We start from the raw sequence: 16423 nt of genomic DNA on the forward strand, positions 1-16423 counted from the left end.
TATGGCCGCGGCGTCAAACTGATCGGCGCCACCGCCCATTACGTCACCGCCGACCTCGACGAAGGCCCGATCATCGAGCAGGATACGGCGCGCATTACCCATGCCCAGTCGCCCGACGACTACGTCTCGATCGGCCGCGACGTCGAAAGCCAGGTGCTGGCCCGCGCCATCCACGCCCATATCCACCATCGCACCTTTATCAACGGCAATAGAACCGTGGTCTTCCCGGCAAGCCCCGGCAGCTACGCTTCCGAACGCATGGGTTGAGCGCCGCCGGCCAGCCGAAAATTTATGCAAGCCTATTCCGCCAGTCGCTCGGGCGCGCTGAACTTTTCGAGCTTGGTAAAGGAGGCCGGCCGACGACATCCGCAAGTTTGGGCAAGACTTAGGACGCAGTACGCTTTCCGAAGCCGAACGTCTTGCGCAGGCTGCTGTCGACCGCGTTTGCCGGCATGAACCTGCGCAACCGGCTTAGAAGCGTCGCCTGGCCGCCGGCCGGTTGACGCATTTTGTATGGTCCGTTGATTGCCGCCAATATCTTCTCCGCAACCTTTACAGGCGACGGCGCGGTTTTGATCTGGGCCTGCACCGTCTTGATGGTCGCGTCCGCCTGCGCTGCGTAGGCTCCCAAGGGTGCCTCGGTCTGTGCCGCGTTTACATCGAGCTTGGTGTTTGTGAAGGTCGGCTCAACCAGCACGACGCGCACGTTGAACTCACGAATCTCATGATCCAGCGACTCCGACAATCCTTCGAGCGCATGCTTGCTGCTCGCATATATTCCCATGAACGGTGCCGGCAGGAATCCGAGGACCGAGCTGATATTGATGATCAGCCCGCTGCGGGCGGCGCGCATGGAGGGCAAGGCAGCGCGGATCATGCGCAAAGGGCCGAAAACATTGGCATCGAATACCGTTTGCGCTTCGGAAGGCGACGTGTTCTCGACAGGGCCGACCAGCGAAACGCCGGCATTGTTGACCAGGATGTCAATCTTGCCTGCCTCGGACAAAACCCATTGAACAAAATTTGAAACCGAGACGTCATCGGTCACGTCGACAGTCCCATAGCGCACACCGGGAATGGCGTTGACACGGTTAGGGTTGCGTACGCCCCCAAAGACCTGGAAGCCGTGTTGTGCGAGAAGGCGGGCTGACGCTTCACCTATTCCGGAGGATGCTCCGGTGATAACGACAACTCTGTTTTGGGACATGCATGCTCCTTGGCTTTGGCGCGACTGGTTGATGACGTACTTCAACAGTAGGTTGGAACTTTCACCCCTGTCGCCAAGGGGCAGTTCCTCAGAACCTGGCATTTCAGCACGTAAGATTTCGATCGCCATCTATTCGCGCTTTAGATGTCAATCGAAATATAAAATCAAGTGTTTTTTTGCTTTACGGAGATTTTTTCCGATGATCGCGCCTCCAAGCGCGCAAGGGCATGGCGCCGAGCCGGACGGCCCGCCGACATTACGGCTCGGAGCAGCATGAGCCTCAACGAGGTCAGGATTTCGGAGCGGCGGTCCCCGCTCGGTTTCGCGCGACCATTTCGTCCCAAAGCCCGTCACGCAGGGTTTCACGCCTTCAGGGACGTCTCGAGGTCCGCTGTGCCGAGCGCTTTCATGATGAAGCGGATTTGGGCGTGGAGGCTGACTGCGGCGGCATCACCCTCCTGGACGCGCTGCTCAACCAGAAGCGGATGGAAGAACGGCAGGAAGGCGGTGATGATGCCGCGCGCGGCTTCGTCAACGTCTTCGACATTGAACTCTCCTGTCTGCAGACCCTCGCGGACAAGGGCTTTGAGGATTGCTAGGATCTGCTCATTATGCGCGCTGATCGTTGACCAACTTCCATCCATGGCGGCGACGAGCAGCTCGTGCATCGGTCTGTCCTCCGCAAGCCTTCTCGTGCTGTGCCGGTGAATGGCGACCAAAAGATCAGCCAGCCTTTTGCTCGCCGGCGCATCCGATCGTGCAATCGCCAGAGCGATTTCAGCAACCTCTTTGACCACAAGTCCGCAGACGGAACTGTTGATCGCTGTCCTCGAGGGAAAGAAGCGATAGATATTGGCGCGGCTCATGCCGAGTTCGGCGGCGATGTCGGCGACCGACGTCTTATGATAGCCGATCCGCCGAAAATATCTTTCCGCCACCTCGAGAATCCGCGTCCGTGACTGCTCGAGATCACCTGCTATCGGATCCGCAAAAGTCATCGCCGCCTCCGGAGAATATCACTCGGCAGCAATTGCCGTCGGTAACTCCACCTCCTTCGATGAATTTTCATGGCTCTCGTTTTTCGTCGGCTTGATGCGGAACCAGGTGGCGTAGAGAGCGGGAAGGAAGAGCAGGATCATCACCGTGCCGACCGCCGTTCCGCCGATCAGCGTGTATGCCATCGATCCCCAGAACACCGAGTGCGTCAGAGGAATGAAGGCAAGCACGGCGGCAAGGGCGGTCAGGATCACCGGGCGCGTCCGCTGCACTGTCGCCTCGATAACGGCGTGATAATCGTCGAGACCGGCGGCCTTATTCTCCTTGATCTGTTCCGTCAGGATCAGGGTGTTGCGCATCAGGATTCCGGCCAGCCCGATCAATCCGAGAATGGCATTGAAGCCGAAGGGTTTGTCGAAGAGCAGCAGGACCGGGACCGCGCCGGCAAGACCGAGTGGCCCCGTCAGCATGACCATGGTCATCGTCGACAGGCTACGAACCTGCAGCACGATAACGATCAGCATGGCGGCAATCATCGTCGGGAAGATTTTCACCAGGGCGTTATTGGCCTTGAGCGATTCCTCGATGTTCCCGCCCATCTCGATCCGATATCCCACGGGAAGCGAGGCGATCAGCGGCTGAAGCGCCTTGAGAATCTGCTCTGATACTTCGGGCGGTTGTGACGCCTCGTTGATATCGGAGCGGATCGTGATGACCGGCGTGCGATCGCGGCGTTTCAGGATCGGTTCTTCAAAGCGGATTTCCGAGTGGCCGATCTGATCCAGCGGAATCTGCCGCCCATCCCGGCTCATCAGCGAGAAGTCTGCCAATCGTGAAGGGTCAAGCCGGTTGCCGCCGGCACTGCGGGCAACGACAGGCACGTTGCGGATATTCTCGCGAACCTCCGTGACCGGAATTCCGCTCAGCAGCAATTGCAGTTGCTGACCTGCCTCGGCCGGCGACAGGCCGATTAGGCCCAACCGATCCTGGTCGGGAACGAAGCGCAGCACCGGCGTGCGGTTGCCCCAATCGCGGTTTGCCTGGCGTACATCCGGCACGCTCTTCATGATCTCGAGGGCTTTGTCGGAAATCTGGTACAGCTGCTCAGGATCCGGGCCGGCGATCCGGAATTCGACCGGAAACGGCGTGTAAGGACCGAAGACCAGCTGCGTGACGCGGACATAGGCTTCAGGCGCGAGCCCGTCGGAAACGGCCGCGCGCAGCCGAAGCTTCAAGACTTCGCGTGTGTGGGCGTCGGGGGTCAGCACGACGATCTTGGCGAAAGACGGATCCGGCAATTCCGGCGCCATGGCAAAGAAGAAGCGGGGAGCGCCCTGGCCGACATAGCTGGTCACGGTCTTTGCCTCCGGCTGTTTCTGCAGCCACCCTTCGAGCTTCGCAACGGTCGCCGTCGTCGTCTCGATGCTGGTGCCTTCGGGCATGCGGACTTCGACGAGGACTTCGGGACGGTCCGACGTCGGGAAGAACTGCTTTTTCACCGATCCCATTCCAACGACGGAGGCCCCCATGGCGATGCCGACCACCGCACAAGTGAGGAACTTGTGGCGCACGGTCAACTCGATCAGCCGCCGCAGGCGCCTGTAATTCGGGGTGTTGTAGATAGCGTGATGGCCACCTTCGACCGGCTTGATCGCCGGCAGCATCTTGACGCCGAGATAGGGCGTGAAGACCACCGCGACAATCCAGGAGACGATCAGGGCAAAGCCGACGACCCAGAAGATGTTGCCGGCATATTCGCCGGCGGTCGACCTGGCAAAGCCGACCGGCATCAGCCCGATGATCGTCACGAGCGTGCCCGACAGCATCGGGGCCGCGGTATGGCTCCAGGCATAGGCAGCCGCCTTGATGCGATCCATCCCCTCTTCCATCTTCACCACCATCACTTCGATGGCGATGATGGCGTCGTCGACCAGAAGGCCGAGCGCCAGGATGAGCGCACCAAGGGTGATGCGATCGAAGAACCGGCCGGTCTCCAGCATGATGAGGAAGACGACGGCAAGGGTGAGAGGAACGGCCAGAGCCACGACGATGCCGACACGCCAGCCGAGGCTGACAAGGCTGACGAACAACACGACGCCGAGCGCCATGGCGAATTTCAGCATGAACTCGCCGACGGCTTCCTCGATGTTGACGGCCTGGTCGCTGACCTTGGCGAGCGTCATGCCGAGCGGCAAGGTCTTTGCAATCGCGGCGGATCTTTCTTCCAGCGCCTTGCCGAGGTCCAGACCGTTCCAGCCCTGCTGCATCACAGCAGCCAGCATGATCGCCGGCTCGCCGTCATGGCGAATGAGATAGGTGGCCGGATCTTGATACCCGCGCCGCACGTCGGCAAAATCCGAGAGCTTTAACGTCCGCCCGGCCGCAACGATCGGCGTGTCTGATATCGCCTGGATGCTGTCATAGGCGCCGTCGAAGCGAATGAACACCTGGGGCCCACGCGTATCGATCGACCCCGCCGGCGTCAGGGTGTTTTGCCGCTGCAAGGCGGCCGCGATGTCTTGGGCCGAAATGCCGAGTGTTGCGAGCTTGGCATAGGAGAATTCGACAAAGATCTGTTCGGGCCGCTCTCCGAGGATGTTGATCTTCTTGACTCCAGGAACATGCAGAAGATCCTGGCGGATCACCTCGGCCTGGCGCACAAGCTCGCGCATCGGCATGCCCTTGGCCTTCAGGGCATAAAGCCCGAAGCTGACATCGGAGTACTCGTCGTTGACAAAGGGACCGAGCACGCCCCTGGGCAGGTTGCCGGCCTCGTCTCCGAGCTTCTTCCGGGCCTGATAGAATTCCTCCTCGACGGCCGTGGCCGGCGTACTGTCCTTCAAAGTGACGGTCAAAAAGGCGTAGCCGGGCCGCGTTGTCGTCTCGACACGATCGTACCAGGTGAGTTCCTGGAGACGCTTCTCGAGCGGCTCGGCGACCAGATCCTGCATTTCACGCGCTGTCGCGCCCGGCCACACCGCTGTCACGGTCAGGGTTTTGATGGTGAAGGAGGGGTCTTCGGCGCGCCCGAGCTTGACAAATGCATAGGCGCCGGCGGCGGCCAGCAGAACGATGAAGAACAGGGTGACGGCCCGCTCGCGAACGGCGAGCGCGGAAAGATTGGAGTTCATCAGTTTGCCGCCTCTGCCTGTTCAACCTTGGTGCGCACGCTGGCGCCGTCCTGCAGCAGATGGGCGCCGAGAGCGACGACCGGCTCGCCTGCTTTGACGCTGGAAACCACCGCGACCTCCTCACCCATCCGTTCGATTTTCACGTGCCGGAAGTGGACGGTCGACGATGTCTGATCGAAAACCCAGACGCCAGTGCGGCTGCCATCGTCCAACACGGCGCCGACCGGCACCGCGGCATGCGATTGGCCACTGCCGTTGGAGATCCTGATCGTTACCGTCGCGCCCAGCGGCGCCGACGCTGCAGCGCCATCCAGAACCCAACGCGCCTCGTAGGTGCGGGTTTGCGGATCGGCAGCGTCGGAGATCTGGCGAAGCTGCGCCTTGTCCTGCCGGCTTTCGTTTCCGTAGAGACTGGCATCGGCGATATCGCCGAGCTGCGGCCTGAGGAATTCCGGAAGCCATACCAGCGCTTCACGCGGGCCGGCCTGTGCGAGCCGGACCACGGTTTGCCCCGCCGTCACGACCTGCCCCGGCTCGCCCAGCGTTTCGACGACCGTTCCATCGGTATCGGCAACCAGGACGGAATAGACCGTTTCGTTTTCCGCGACCTTGGCGTCCGCTTCCGCCGCGGCAAGCTGCGCGGTGGCGGTGTCGAGCGCTGCCTTGGCCTGCTCGTAGCGCTGCGGCGTCGCCGCCAATCCGTTTTTCACCAAGGCGGCGTAGCGTCTCTCGTCTGCCTGCGCCTGGGTCAGCACCGCCCCAGCGGCAGCGACCGCGTTTCGTTTCGCAGTCAGCGCGAGACGCAGATCGGTCTCGTCGATGCGCATCAGCGGCTGCCCGGCCTTGACCTGCACCCCGACGTCCACATAACGCTGCACAATCTTGCCGGGCACACGAAAACCAAGGTTACTTTGCACCCGCGCGGCGATCGTGCCCGTGAAGCTGCGCTCGGCTGCCTCCGGCTTCTTTGCCTCGACCAGTTTGACGAATGGCGCTGCCATTCGTGGATCGGCGGCTTGCGGGCTTTTTTCTGAGGAGGCCCCGACAAAGACGAATGCCGTGGCGCCTGCAGCCGCCAGAAGGCAGAAAGAGGCGAGGAGGATTTTGCGGTTCATATCAGTAAGCCTTATTGACGGGCGCAGCTATTTATTTAGATTGCGATCTAACTCTAATTGGCATATAGATGTCAAATGAAATCTAATTGGAGATCGCTATGAGAGTCAGTCGCGCTCAGGCCGAGGCCAATCGTGAAACCGTGATCAATGTCGCAAGCCGGCTTTTTCGGGAGCATGGCTTCGACGGCATCGGATTGAAGGACCTGATGAAAGGAGCCGGCCTCACGCAAGGCGGATTCTATAAGCAGTTCGAATCGAAGGACGATCTTGTGGCGCTGGCATCGGGGCGAGCCATGGAAAGCGCGGTCCGCAGATGGTCGAGAGTTGCCGCCGGAAGTCCGGATCCGCTTGAAGCGGTTGTCGACCTATATCTTTCCCCCGGCCACCGGGAGGAGAAAGGGGATGGTTGCCCTTTGGCAGCACTGGGCTCCGACGCGGCGCGTCAGAGCGAAGAGGTACGCCTTCCATTCCAGAACGGCATTGAAGCCCATCTTCAGATTCTCGACGAATTAATCCCCGCGTCGGCCGGCTCGAAACCCTATGACAAGGCGATGGTCATCCTGTCCTTGATGGTGGGCGCTGTGACCATCTCCCGCATCATGACCGATCAAGAGATGTCGGAGCGTGTGCTCGAAACCGCGACCGGTGCCGTCAAGCGCATTGCGGGCGGTGCAGACGAAGAATGAGATCGCGCTTCTCAAGCCTCTCGCCTATGAGTTCACCAAACTCTCATGATCCATAACACCGCACGCACTCCACGATGGTCCGGCGCCGACTTCGACGGAATGCAGGAGACCTTCCTCGGACCAGCCCACTTCGACGCATCGCCTGATCATCGGGTTGGTGGCTTTCGTTGGTCCGCCGATGCACGATCTCAGGGTGCGGTGACGGTTGCCGATCTGGAATGCAACGGGGAGTGGAACCTCTGGGCAACCGCAGAGACACCGGAATGGCTTACCATTCACGTGCCGCGCGAAGGTCTCTCCGGCATGACGCGACGGCAAACCACGATAACAGCGTCACCGGGCCAGATACTGCTTGGCCAAAGTCGCGAGGCGGATCGCTTCCTGGTGCGGGGGACGCTGCATCGGTCGCAGAAACTCTTCCTGGATTGGGGTCAGATTTGCCAGACGTTCGGGCAGCTGTTCGAAGCCCCCCTTGTCGGATCGCTGGACCTGTCACCCCTCGTTGAGGGATCGACCCCCTCAGGATATCTCGTCAAGAACCTTGTCGAGACGATAATCTCCGGCATGCTCGGCGACGGTATCTTGCTTCATTCGCCGATAGCCATGGCCAACCTCACCCAGGCTCTCGCTGATTTACTGATCAGACTGGTGCCGCATCGCTACGCTCAGCGACTGGAACAGGCTGCGTTTACACCCGCTCCACGGCACGTTCGCCGGGCAATCGATTTCATGCACGCAAATATTGCTGCGCCGATCACGATCGGGATGATCGCTCGATCCGCCAACGTCTCGGTTCGCTCCTTGGAAACCGGCTTCCGGACTTTCAAAGGCGCGACACCGGGCAGCTACCTGAGAACCCTAAGACTACGCGCCGCCAGAAAAGACCTTCTGGATCGGTCGAACCTGCAGAGCATCAGGGATATCTGCCTGAAATGGGGTTTCGTCCACCCCGGCCGCTTTTCTGCACTATACGGGTCGGTCTACGGTGAAAGTCCGCGGGAAACCCGCAGGCGGAAAACCTAATCTGAAGCCAGCTGACCTGAGTTTCTCCATGTGGCGTAGAAGTCCGGGAATGCTCTCAGCTTCGAGCGCCAACCCTTACAAGCAGGCCTACGGCTGCGGCGTCAAGCTGATCGGGGCAACCGCGCATTACGTCACCGCCGATCCCGGCGGCTACAGAAGTTTTGGGGAAATGCATGTCGGACGGGCTTGCCACGGCGCGAAAGACTTATATAGTCAAGAAATAAATATTCCGTAGAGGAAATAAGAGGGAACGGTAATGGCATTATCATGGCGTTTCTCCGTCTTGGCGGATCGGCACCGCGCTCTGGGATCGAAGCTCGAGGACTGGAGCGGTATGGGAACCGCCTGGACCTACGACAAGGACATGTCGGAAGAGCATGTCGCCGTCCGCACCAAGGCCGGCATCATGGATGTCTCGGGCCTGAAAAAGGTGCATCTGGTCGGCCCGCACGCCATCGCCGTGCTCGACGCCATCACCACCCGCGACCTGACGAAGATTTATCCCGGCCGCTCGGTCTATGCGACCATGCTCAACGACCGCGGCCACTTCACCGACGACTGCATCGTCTATCGCACCGGCCCGAATTCCTGGATGCTGGTGCATGGCTCCGGCTCCGGGCATGAAGAGGTCGTCAAGCAGGCAGCGGGCCGCAATTGCGCCGTGCTCTTCGACGACGACCTGCACGATCTGTCGCTGCAGGGTCCGATCGCGGTCGACTATCTTGCCAAATATGTGCCTGGCATCCGCGATCTCAAATATTTCCACCACATGCAGACGACGCTGTTCGGCGCGCCGGTGATGATCTCGCGCACCGGCTATACCGGCGAGCGCGGCTACGAGATCTTCGTGCGCGGCCAGGACGCGGTCATGGTCTGGGACCGGATCGTCGAAGAAGGCAAGGAGATGGGCATCATTCCCTGCTGCTTCTCCGTTCTCGACATGCTGCGGGTGGAAAGCTACCTGCTCTTCTATCCCTATGACAATTCGCAGATGTATCCCTTCGCCGATCAGCCGCCCGGCGACAGCCTCTGGGAACTCGGCCTCGACTTTACCGTCAGCCCCGGCAAGACGGGCTTCCGTGGCGCCGAGGAACATGCTCGCCTGAAGGGCAAGGAACGCTTCAAGATCTTTGGCATGCTGATCGATGCCGACGGACCGGCCGATCTCGGCGACGAAGTCTTTGCCGACGGCAAAAAGGTCGGCGTCATTACCTGCCCGAGCTATTCGTCGCTGACGCAGAAATCCATGGCGATTGCTCGTCTGGACGTTGACAAGGCAGTGCATGGGACGAAACTCGAAGTCCGCGGCAAGACCGTGATGGCAGGCGCCACCGCCCATACGCTCCCCTTCGACGATCCGGAGAAGAAGAAGAGGACCGCCGTAGGTTAAGGAGCACGCGAATGCTCGTTGCAGGCATCAAGAGCCGACCAGTCTACACGGGCCTGACCATCCAGCCGCGCGCCCGGCGGCACATTTTCGCGCTCGAAGGGGAGGGCGCCAAGGCTCTCCTCGATCAGCAGCCGGCGCTTGACGAAACGGCTCTTGCCCGCAGCGAAATCCTCTATGTCGCCCGCGGCTCTCAAGGGTCCGGCCTCGACGAGGCGCTGCGCCGCCTCGGCGCCGACATGTTCTTCACGGCGCCGACGATCGCCACACTGCTCTTCCGGCTGAAGGGTTCGCTCGCCACCGCTCATATGGGCACGCGGCTCTATATCTCGGGCACGGAAGGTTTCATCGGCCAGGCGATGCTTGTCGGCCTCGACTACGGCATGGATCATGCGTCCGTCATCACCGAGCATCGCGGTTCGCTGGCCCGGCGTGTGCAATGCGTCCATTGCAAGGGCATTACCGACGACGTCACCACCAGCCCCTTTGCCTGCAGCCATTGCGGGCTGCCGCTTCTGGTGCGCGACCATTATTCGCGTCGGCTCGCCGCCTTCCAGGGCGTCAATATCGATGCGGAAGAACCGGGCAGCGCGCCTGATCCGGAGGAGTTGTTCCTTTGAGCGGTGGCACTGAAATTCCTGTCCGCGTGACGCGGATCACGCCGATCGCCGAGCGCGTCAAGCGCTTCCGTTTCGAGCGCCTTGACGGCAAGCTGATGCCTTATTTCTCCGGCGGCGCGCACGTCATCGTTTTGATGAACGATGGCGGCCATATGCGCCGCAACGCCTATTCGCTGATGTCGCCGCCGCATGATTGCGCAGCCTATGAGATCAGCGTGCTGCATGTCGAGGATTCGCGCGGCGGCTCCACCTTCATGCATGAGAAGCTCAGCGAAGGCGACGAGCTGAAGGTCAGCTATCCCGTCAACCTGTTCCAGCCCGACTGGCGCGGGCGCAAGCACCTCCTGATCGCGGGCGGCATCGGCATCACCCCCTTCATCGCGATGATGGAGCAGTTTTCCCGCGAGGGCGCCAATTTCGAGCTGCATTATGCCATCCGCACGCGCGACCGCGGCGCCTATTGGCAGCAACTTGTCGAGCGCTATGGCAGACATCGGATCAAGATCTATTGCGACGCCGAAGGCGACACCATCCCCCTGACGCGCCTGCTGGGCACCCAGCCGCTCGGCACGCATCTTTATGTTTGCGGCCCGTCCGGCATGATCGACGGCGTGCTGAAAACCGGCCTCAACGCCGGCTGGCCGGAACAGAACCTGCATTCGGAACGGTTCCTGTCGTCACTGCCCGGCAAGCCCTTCGCGATCGAGCTCCTGCGGTCCGGCAAGACCGTGAAGGTCGGCCATCACGAAAGCATGCTGGAGGCGATCGAGGCGGCGGGCGTCGACGCGCCCTTCCTCTGTCGCGGCGGCGCCTGCGGTCAATGCGAGACCGGGGTCGTCACCTGCGACGGCAAGCTGCTGCACCATGACGTCTATTTGACGAGCGAAGAAAAAGCATCCGGCCGCAAGGTGATGATCTGCGTTTCCCGCTTCGAGGGAAACACGCTGCATCTCGATCTTTAGCGGCATCGGAAGCGGAACAAGGAGACCGGACATGGCAATCGTCTTCAAGCAGGAAACCTTCCGGAACGATTTCAGCTACCGGAACAGCCCCGAAAACATCCGGCGTTTCCCGTTTCCCTTCGACCGCGACGAATACATGTATTCGGTCAACATGGAGCCGCATGTGCACGGCCGGGCGGGAACCGTCTACGAAAGCCTGATCGACGTCGACGAGCATTATGTCGCCGAGATGCACGACCGGGCCCTGGTCCTGAAGGAAGATCCGCTGCGCTACCAGGCGCTGCCTCATATGATGAGCGCGCAGTGGGACACGCTCGAATTGCTGATGGAAGAGCAGGCGGCAGGGTATCCCGATCATTTCACGCTGATCCGCAACGGCGACCAGTGGCGCTGGATCAACCGCCCGCTCGGCATCGACGACAGCTTCACCTTCGGCGATGCCTCGACGCTGCCCTATGAGCCCTTCGAATATATCACCCGCCAGGCCCAGGGCGACTTCTGCATCGTCGACCAGCGCGACAGCAATCTCTGGATGGACGCCGGCATGGTGACGACGCAGGCCGACTGGTCGCTCGATTTCGATATCGGCATGAACTTCATGGAATGGCACGGGCCGGTGCCGCTCGCCCACCAGATCGGCGTCTTCGACCGTGCGCTGAAATTCCTGCTGAACCTGCAGCAGGGCAAGCCGACACGACGCTTCAACTGGACGATGACGATCAATCCGCGGCTCGACACCAGCCCGGAGAATTATCACAAATGGGGTCCGGACCGCACGACGGTGACGCCGGAGAATGTCGGCGAGAAGGTGCATCTTCGCGTCGAGCTGCAAAGCCTCTGGCGCCTGCCGCGCTCGAACGCCATCCTCTTCGTCATCCGCTGCTACCTGATGAACATGGAAGAGCTCGTCACCGTGCCGAAATGGGCGCGCCGCTTTCCGCGCGTGCTGAAGACGCTGCCGCCCGAGCTCATCGACTACAAGGGCCTCACCCGCTTCCGCGAGACGACGATCGACTGGCTTTCCAAATATGACGACGGGGCGCCGACCAGCCCCGGCATCTATCCGGACTGAGGCGCAGCGATGTGCGAGATAAAACGATATAATCAAGAGGGGAATGCTTCATGACAAGAGTAGCCGTCATCGGTGCCGGTCCTTCCGGGCTGGCGCAGCTGCGCGCCTTTCAATCGGCTGCCCAGAAGGGCGCCGAGATCCCGGAGATCGTCTGCTTCGAAAAGCAGTCGGACTGGGGCGGGCTCTGGAACTATACCTGGCGCACCGGGCTCGACGAATATGGCGAGCCGGTGCATGGCAGCATGTATCGTTATCTCTGGTCGAACGGCCCGAAGGAATGCCTCGAATTCGCCGATTATTCCTTCGAGGAGCATTTCGGCAAGCCGATCGCTTCCTATCCGCCGCGCGCCGTGCTCTGGGATTATATCAAGGGCCGCGTCGAAAAGGCCAATGTCCGCCATTGGGTGCGCTTCAGCACGCCGGTGCGCATGGTTCGCTTCGACGATCAGACGGAGAAATTCACGGTGACGGCGCATAACCGCGTCGAGGACCGGATGTATGACGAGGAATTCGACTATGTCGTCGTGGCATCAGGCCACTTCTCGACGCCGAACGTGCCCTATTTCGAGGGCGTGAAGACCTTCAACGGCCGCGTCCTGCATGCCCATGATTTCCGCGACGCGCTGGAGTTCAAGGGCAAGGATATCCTCATCGTCGGCCGCAGCTATTCGGCCGAAGACATCGGCTCGCAATGCTGGAAATACGGCGCAAAGTCGGTGACGACGAGCTACCGCTCGAAGCCGATGGGCTTCAAATGGCCTGAGAATTTCGAGGAACGGCCGCTGCTGACCCGGCTTGAAAACCGCACGGCGTATTTCCTCGACGGATCGAGCAAGGAGGTCGACGCGCTGATCCTCTGCACCGGCTACCAGCACCATTTCCCCTTCCTGCCCGACGATCTCCGGCTGAAGACCGCCAACCGCCTCTGGGCCGACAGCCTCTACAAGGGGGTGATCTTCGATAAGAACCCGCAGCTCTTCTATATCGGCATGCAGGACCAATTCTATACCTTCAACATGTTCGACGTACAGGCCTGGTGGGCACGCGACGTGATGATGGGCCGCATCACCCTGCCGCCGGAAGAGGAGCTGAAGGCCAATTTCGACATGTGGCGGGCCCGCGAAGAGACGCTTGAGGATGCCGAGCAGATGATCTGGTATCAGGGCGACTATGTGAAGGAACTGCTTGCCGAGACCGATTATCCCTCCTTCGACATCGAAGGCACCAACCGGACCTTCATGGAGTGGGAACACCACAAGGCGGACAATATCATGGGCTTCCGCGACCACGCCTATCGATCGCTGATGACCGGCAACATGTCGCCGACGCACCACACGCCCTGGGTCGAGGCGCTAGACGATTCCAAGGAGGAATATCTGCGCAACTGATCGGACGGCGAGTGCTTGGCCGGACGAAGGTGTTCGTACATTTTCGTCCGGCATAGTATGGCCGGCGCCTTTTTAAACGAGCCGACATAAATCCATCCGCAACTCTTCTCTTCGAACGTGGCCCTCATGGATTTTCAAACGAGCATCCTCGGACGCATGAGCGGTTTTCTCTATCGCTGCCGTGCCGATGAAAACTATACGATGCTTGAGATGACCAACGGCATCGAGCGCATTTTCGGCTACCCCGCCGACGACATCATCGGCAACCGTGCGCGGACCTTCACCTCGATCATGTACGAGGAAGACGTTCCCTTGATGGACGAAATCGTCGGCCGGGCGCTGGAGAAGCGCGCGGACTGGACGATGGAATACCGCATCCGCCATGCGATGGGCCATCTGATCTGGGTGACGGAGACCGGCGGCGGCATATGGGACCCGAAGGGCGAGCTTCTCTACCTCGAAGGCAGCATCATCAACATCGAATCGCTCTATCAGCGAATCGACGAGCGGACCGCCGACATGCGCGTCACCGCTTCGAAGACCAACGAGATCCTGCAATCGCTGCGCTACCTGAAGCTGCTTGCCGTCAATGCCGGCATCGAAGCAGCCCGCGCCGGCACCGCCGGATCGGGCTTTGCCGTGCTTGCCGCCGAGATGCGCATGCTTGCCAACTCCTCCGAAGAGGCCGCGCGCGCCATTTCCGAGGCGCAACGCAAGGCCGAAGGCTGAGCGTTTCCGCTAGCAAGGAAATATTTACGGCTCAGGTCGAAAACGCAGTTGTTAACCGTGCGGCCATATCAAATATGACCACGTATTTTCAATGACTTGCTTCAATTTCGCGGTTGAAAAAACGCTTGTCATTGCCGCTAATATTAAGGCCGCGTTAACTTTTTGTTAACCATAGCAGCGGTAGATATGGTCAACGATTTCTTCACATAGATGACCAAAGTGCTAACAGACGCTCGCTCTATCCGCATCAAGGGCCGCTCCTTTCTGGCCGTCATGTTGTCTCCGGACCTTCCTTTCGATGATTGGTTGGCGAGGCTCGACGATCTGGCCGCGCGTTCGGCCGGCTTCTTCCTCGGACGGCCTGTTGTGCTCGATCTGACGGACCTGCAAATCGACCGGCCGCAGCTGAAAGAGCTGATTGCCGAACTGGCCAAGCGCAATGTCAGCATCATGGGCATCGAGGGCGCACGGCCTTCCATTCTCGGCGCGGGCATGCCGCCGGCGCTCAAAGGCGGCCGCTCCGCTTCAGACATCGAGGTTCAGGCCAATGAGCCCGCCGGTTCGCCGGTGAAACCTGAAGTCGCCGCGATCCGCCCGGCAACGACGCAATCGATCGTCATCAGGGAGCCGGTGCGCTCCGGGCAATCGGTGATCTTCCCGGAAGGCGACGTCACGGTCATCGGATCGGTCGCCTCCGGCGCCGAGGTCATCGCCGGCGGGTCGGTCCATATCTATGGGGCGCTACGTGGCCGCGCCATGGCGGGGTCCATCGGCAACGCATCGGCGCGGATCTTTTGCCGCAAGCTGGAAGCCGAGCTGGTCGCAATCGACGGCGTTTACAAAATGGCGGAAGACATGGCCGCCAATCTTCGTGGACAGGCTGTTCAGCTCTGGCTCGAAGACGATGCGATCATGGCGGAAAAAATGACCTGACGACAGCGCCGCGCGGCTTTGAGAAACGCGTGAAGGATGCTGAGACACTTCGAATTACTGCGGCAAAGGAGAGAGACATGGGGAAAGTGATCGTCGTCACGTCAGGGAAGGGCGGGGTCGGAAAGACAACCTCGACCGCCGCATTGGGAGCGGCGCTGGCGCAACGCAATGAAAAAGTCGTCGTCGTCGATTTCGACGTCGGCTTGCGCAATCTCGACCTGGTCATGGGCGCCGAGCGCCGGGTCGTCTACGACCTGATCAATGTCATCCAGGGCGACGCCAAGCTCACCCAGGCGCTGATCCGCGACAAGCGGCTGGAGACGCTGTTCCTGCTGCCGGCCTCGCAGACGCGCGACAAGGACAATCTCACGGCCGAGGGCGTGGAACGGGTCATCAACGACCTGAAGCGCTATTTCGACTGGATCATCTGCGACAGCCCGGCCGGGATCGAGCGCGGCGCAACGCTTGCCATGCGCCATGCCGATGTTGCCGTCGTCGTCACCAATCCCGAAGTCTCGTCGGTGCGCGATTCCGATCGCATCATCGGCCTGCTCGATGCCAAGACCGCCAAGGCCGAACGCGGCGAGCGGATGGAAAAGCACCTGCTTCTCACCCGTTACGACGCCAACCGCGCCGAGCGCGGCGACATGCTCAAGGTGGATGACGTGCTGGAAATCCTGTCCATCCCGCTGCTCGGCATCGTGCCCGAAAGCATGGACGTCCTGCGCGCCTCCAACATCGGTGCGCCGGTCACGCTGGCAGAAAGCCGCAGCCCGGCTGCGATGGCCTATTTCGATGCCGCCCGCCGGCTCGCCGGCGAGTTGGTGCCGATGGCGATCCCTGAGGAAAAGCGCAATATTTTCGGCAAGATCTTCGGACGGAGGGCGGCATGAGTATTTTCCGTCTTTTCAACAAGCAGAGAACCGCCCCGGCCGCTCGCGAACGCCTGCAGGTGCTTCTTGCCCACGAACGTTCCTCGGCCGGGTCGGACCTGGTCACGCTGCTGCGCGAAGAAATCCTTGCGGTGATCGCCAAGCATGTCGAACTCGATCATGACAAGGTGCAGGTGACGATCGATCGCAACGAATTCGTCTCGACGCTCGAGATCGATGTCGAAATCCCGCTGAACGCAGCCGTGCAGGCCGCTTGAAAGAGGGCGCTGCCTGTTGTGACG

16 protein-coding genes and 1 pseudogene are annotated in these 16423 nt (G+C 60.7%); 13 read left to right on the forward strand and 4 right to left on the reverse strand.

Going from position 1 to position 16423, the window contains the following annotated elements; genetic code table 11:
• The coding region (locus FHX03_RS15415; RefSeq protein ID WP_281413123.1) for a formyltransferase family protein at positions 1-267 on the forward strand (267 nt) is incomplete at its 5' end.
• A 118-nt stretch (positions 268-385) separates the two neighbouring features.
• Here FHX03_RS15415 and FHX03_RS15420 read toward each other — a convergent pair.
• From FHX03_RS15420 to FHX03_RS15435, 4 genes are all read right to left on the reverse strand, one after another.
• The gene (locus FHX03_RS15420; RefSeq protein WP_097629702.1) at positions 386-1207 is read right to left on the reverse strand and encodes an oxidoreductase; all 822 of its coding nucleotides are present in this window, start codon (positions 1205-1207) and stop codon (positions 386-388) included.
• 362 nt (positions 1208-1569) lie between these two features.
• On the reverse strand, positions 1570-2205 hold the full coding sequence (locus FHX03_RS15425) for a TetR/AcrR family transcriptional regulator (protein ID WP_183778287.1): 636 nt from the start codon (positions 2203-2205) through the stop codon (positions 1570-1572).
• An 18-nt stretch (positions 2206-2223) separates the two neighbouring features.
• On the reverse strand, positions 2224-5334 hold the full coding sequence (locus FHX03_RS15430; protein WP_183854416.1) for an efflux RND transporter permease subunit: 3111 nt from the start codon (positions 5332-5334) through the stop codon (positions 2224-2226).
• Positions 5334-6449, reverse strand: coding sequence for an efflux RND transporter periplasmic adaptor subunit (locus FHX03_RS15435; RefSeq protein WP_183854418.1), 1116 nt, complete (start codon positions 6447-6449; stop codon positions 5334-5336). Before FHX03_RS15435 ends, FHX03_RS15430 begins: the two co-directional genes overlap by 1 nt.
• A gap of 98 nt (positions 6450-6547) precedes the next feature.
• Between FHX03_RS15435 and FHX03_RS15440 the strand changes: the two genes are divergently transcribed.
• The 12 genes and pseudogenes from FHX03_RS15440 to minE all read left to right on the forward strand — a co-directional run bounded on the left by FHX03_RS15440 (position 6548) and on the right by minE (position 16399).
• Positions 6548-7135 (forward strand): TetR/AcrR family transcriptional regulator, encoded by a 588-nt coding sequence (locus FHX03_RS15440; RefSeq protein ID WP_097629706.1) that lies wholly within the window; start codon positions 6548-6550, stop codon positions 7133-7135.
• Positions 7136-7234: 99 nt separating this feature from the next.
• Positions 7235-8158: a helix-turn-helix domain-containing protein gene (locus FHX03_RS15445; protein ID WP_246699254.1), complete on the forward strand. Its 924-nt coding sequence runs from the start codon at positions 7235-7237 to the stop codon at positions 8156-8158.
• Positions 8159-8213: 55 nt separating this feature from the next.
• A pseudogene (gene purU / locus FHX03_RS35095) lies at positions 8214-8300 on the forward strand (formyltetrahydrofolate deformylase); the annotation flags it as partial.
• 114 nt (positions 8301-8414) lie between these two features.
• Positions 8415-9548 carry an aminomethyltransferase family protein gene (locus tag FHX03_RS15455; protein ID WP_097629708.1) on the forward strand — a complete coding sequence of 378 codons (1134 nt, stop codon included), beginning with the start codon at positions 8415-8417 and terminating at the stop codon, positions 9546-9548.
• Positions 9549-9559: 11 nt separating this feature from the next.
• On the forward strand, positions 9560-10165 hold the full coding sequence (locus tag FHX03_RS15460; protein WP_183854420.1) for a dimethylamine monooxygenase subunit DmmA family protein: 606 nt from the start codon (positions 9560-9562) through the stop codon (positions 10163-10165).
• The gene (locus tag FHX03_RS15465) at positions 10162-11127 is read left to right on the forward strand and encodes a PDR/VanB family oxidoreductase (protein WP_183854422.1); all 966 of its coding nucleotides are present in this window, start codon (positions 10162-10164) and stop codon (positions 11125-11127) included. Before FHX03_RS15460 ends, FHX03_RS15465 begins: the two co-directional genes overlap by 4 nt.
• A 31-nt stretch (positions 11128-11158) precedes the next feature.
• Entirely contained in the window at positions 11159-12199 is a 1041-nt protein-coding gene (locus FHX03_RS15470; protein ID WP_018448675.1) for a heme-dependent oxidative N-demethylase family protein, read from the forward strand.
• 50 nt (positions 12200-12249) lie between these two features.
• Positions 12250-13587 (forward strand): NAD(P)-binding domain-containing protein, encoded by a 1338-nt coding sequence (locus FHX03_RS15475; RefSeq protein WP_183778277.1) that lies wholly within the window; start codon positions 12250-12252, stop codon positions 13585-13587.
• 126 nt (positions 13588-13713) lie between these two features.
• Positions 13714-14316: a PAS domain-containing protein gene (locus FHX03_RS34925; RefSeq protein WP_097629712.1), complete on the forward strand. Its 603-nt coding sequence runs from the start codon at positions 13714-13716 to the stop codon at positions 14314-14316.
• A gap of 210 nt (positions 14317-14526) precedes the next feature.
• Positions 14527-15249: a septum site-determining protein MinC gene (minC, locus tag FHX03_RS15485; RefSeq protein ID WP_097629713.1), complete on the forward strand. Its 723-nt coding sequence runs from the start codon at positions 14527-14529 to the stop codon at positions 15247-15249.
• Between the two features lie 77 nt (positions 15250-15326).
• A complete protein-coding gene (gene minD / locus FHX03_RS15490; RefSeq protein ID WP_003594851.1) occupies positions 15327-16142 on the forward strand; it encodes a septum site-determining protein MinD in 816 nt (271 codons plus the stop codon).
• The gene (minE, locus tag FHX03_RS15495; RefSeq protein WP_097629714.1) at positions 16139-16399 is read left to right on the forward strand and encodes a cell division topological specificity factor MinE; all 261 of its coding nucleotides are present in this window, start codon (positions 16139-16141) and stop codon (positions 16397-16399) included. The genes minD and minE overlap by 4 nt, the downstream gene beginning before the upstream one ends.
• Positions 16400-16423: the final 24 nt, after the last annotated feature.

Source organism: Rhizobium sp. BK456 (assembly GCF_014194045.1).
Classification (GTDB): Bacteria; Pseudomonadota; Alphaproteobacteria; order Rhizobiales; family Rhizobiaceae; genus Rhizobium; species Rhizobium redzepovicii.

Bases quoted from the DNA above. Each gene is read 5' to 3' on its own strand.
- FHX03_RS15435 (WP_183854418.1), bottom strand. From the start codon at position 6,449: ATGAACCGCAAAATCCTCCTCGCCTCTTTCTGCCTTCTGGCGGCTGCA.
- FHX03_RS15455 (WP_097629708.1), top strand. From the start codon at position 8,415: ATGGCATTATCATGGCGTTTCTCCGTCTTGGCGGATCGGCACCGCGCT.
- FHX03_RS15460 (WP_183854420.1), top strand. From the start codon at position 9,560: ATGCTCGTTGCAGGCATCAAGAGCCGACCAGTCTACACGGGCCTGACC.
- FHX03_RS34925 (WP_097629712.1), top strand. From the start codon at position 13,714: ATGGATTTTCAAACGAGCATCCTCGGACGCATGAGCGGTTTTCTCTAT.
- FHX03_RS15440 (WP_097629706.1), top strand. From the start codon at position 6,548: ATGAGAGTCAGTCGCGCTCAGGCCGAGGCCAATCGTGAAACCGTGATC.
- FHX03_RS15445 (WP_246699254.1), top strand. From the start codon at position 7,235: ATGCAGGAGACCTTCCTCGGACCAGCCCACTTCGACGCATCGCCTGAT.
- FHX03_RS15420 (WP_097629702.1), bottom strand. From the start codon at position 1,207: ATGTCCCAAAACAGAGTTGTCGTTATCACCGGAGCATCCTCCGGAATA.
- FHX03_RS15470 (WP_018448675.1), top strand. From the start codon at position 11,159: ATGGCAATCGTCTTCAAGCAGGAAACCTTCCGGAACGATTTCAGCTAC.
- FHX03_RS15430 (WP_183854416.1), bottom strand. From the start codon at position 5,334: ATGAACTCCAATCTTTCCGCGCTCGCCGTTCGCGAGCGGGCCGTCACC.
- minE (WP_097629714.1), top strand. From the start codon at position 16,139: ATGAGTATTTTCCGTCTTTTCAACAAGCAGAGAACCGCCCCGGCCGCT.
- minD (WP_003594851.1), top strand. From the start codon at position 15,327: ATGGGGAAAGTGATCGTCGTCACGTCAGGGAAGGGCGGGGTCGGAAAG.
- FHX03_RS15425 (WP_183778287.1), bottom strand. From the start codon at position 2,205: ATGACTTTTGCGGATCCGATAGCAGGTGATCTCGAGCAGTCACGGACG.
- minC (WP_097629713.1), top strand. From the start codon at position 14,527: ATGACCAAAGTGCTAACAGACGCTCGCTCTATCCGCATCAAGGGCCGC.
- FHX03_RS15475 (WP_183778277.1), top strand. From the start codon at position 12,250: ATGACAAGAGTAGCCGTCATCGGTGCCGGTCCTTCCGGGCTGGCGCAG.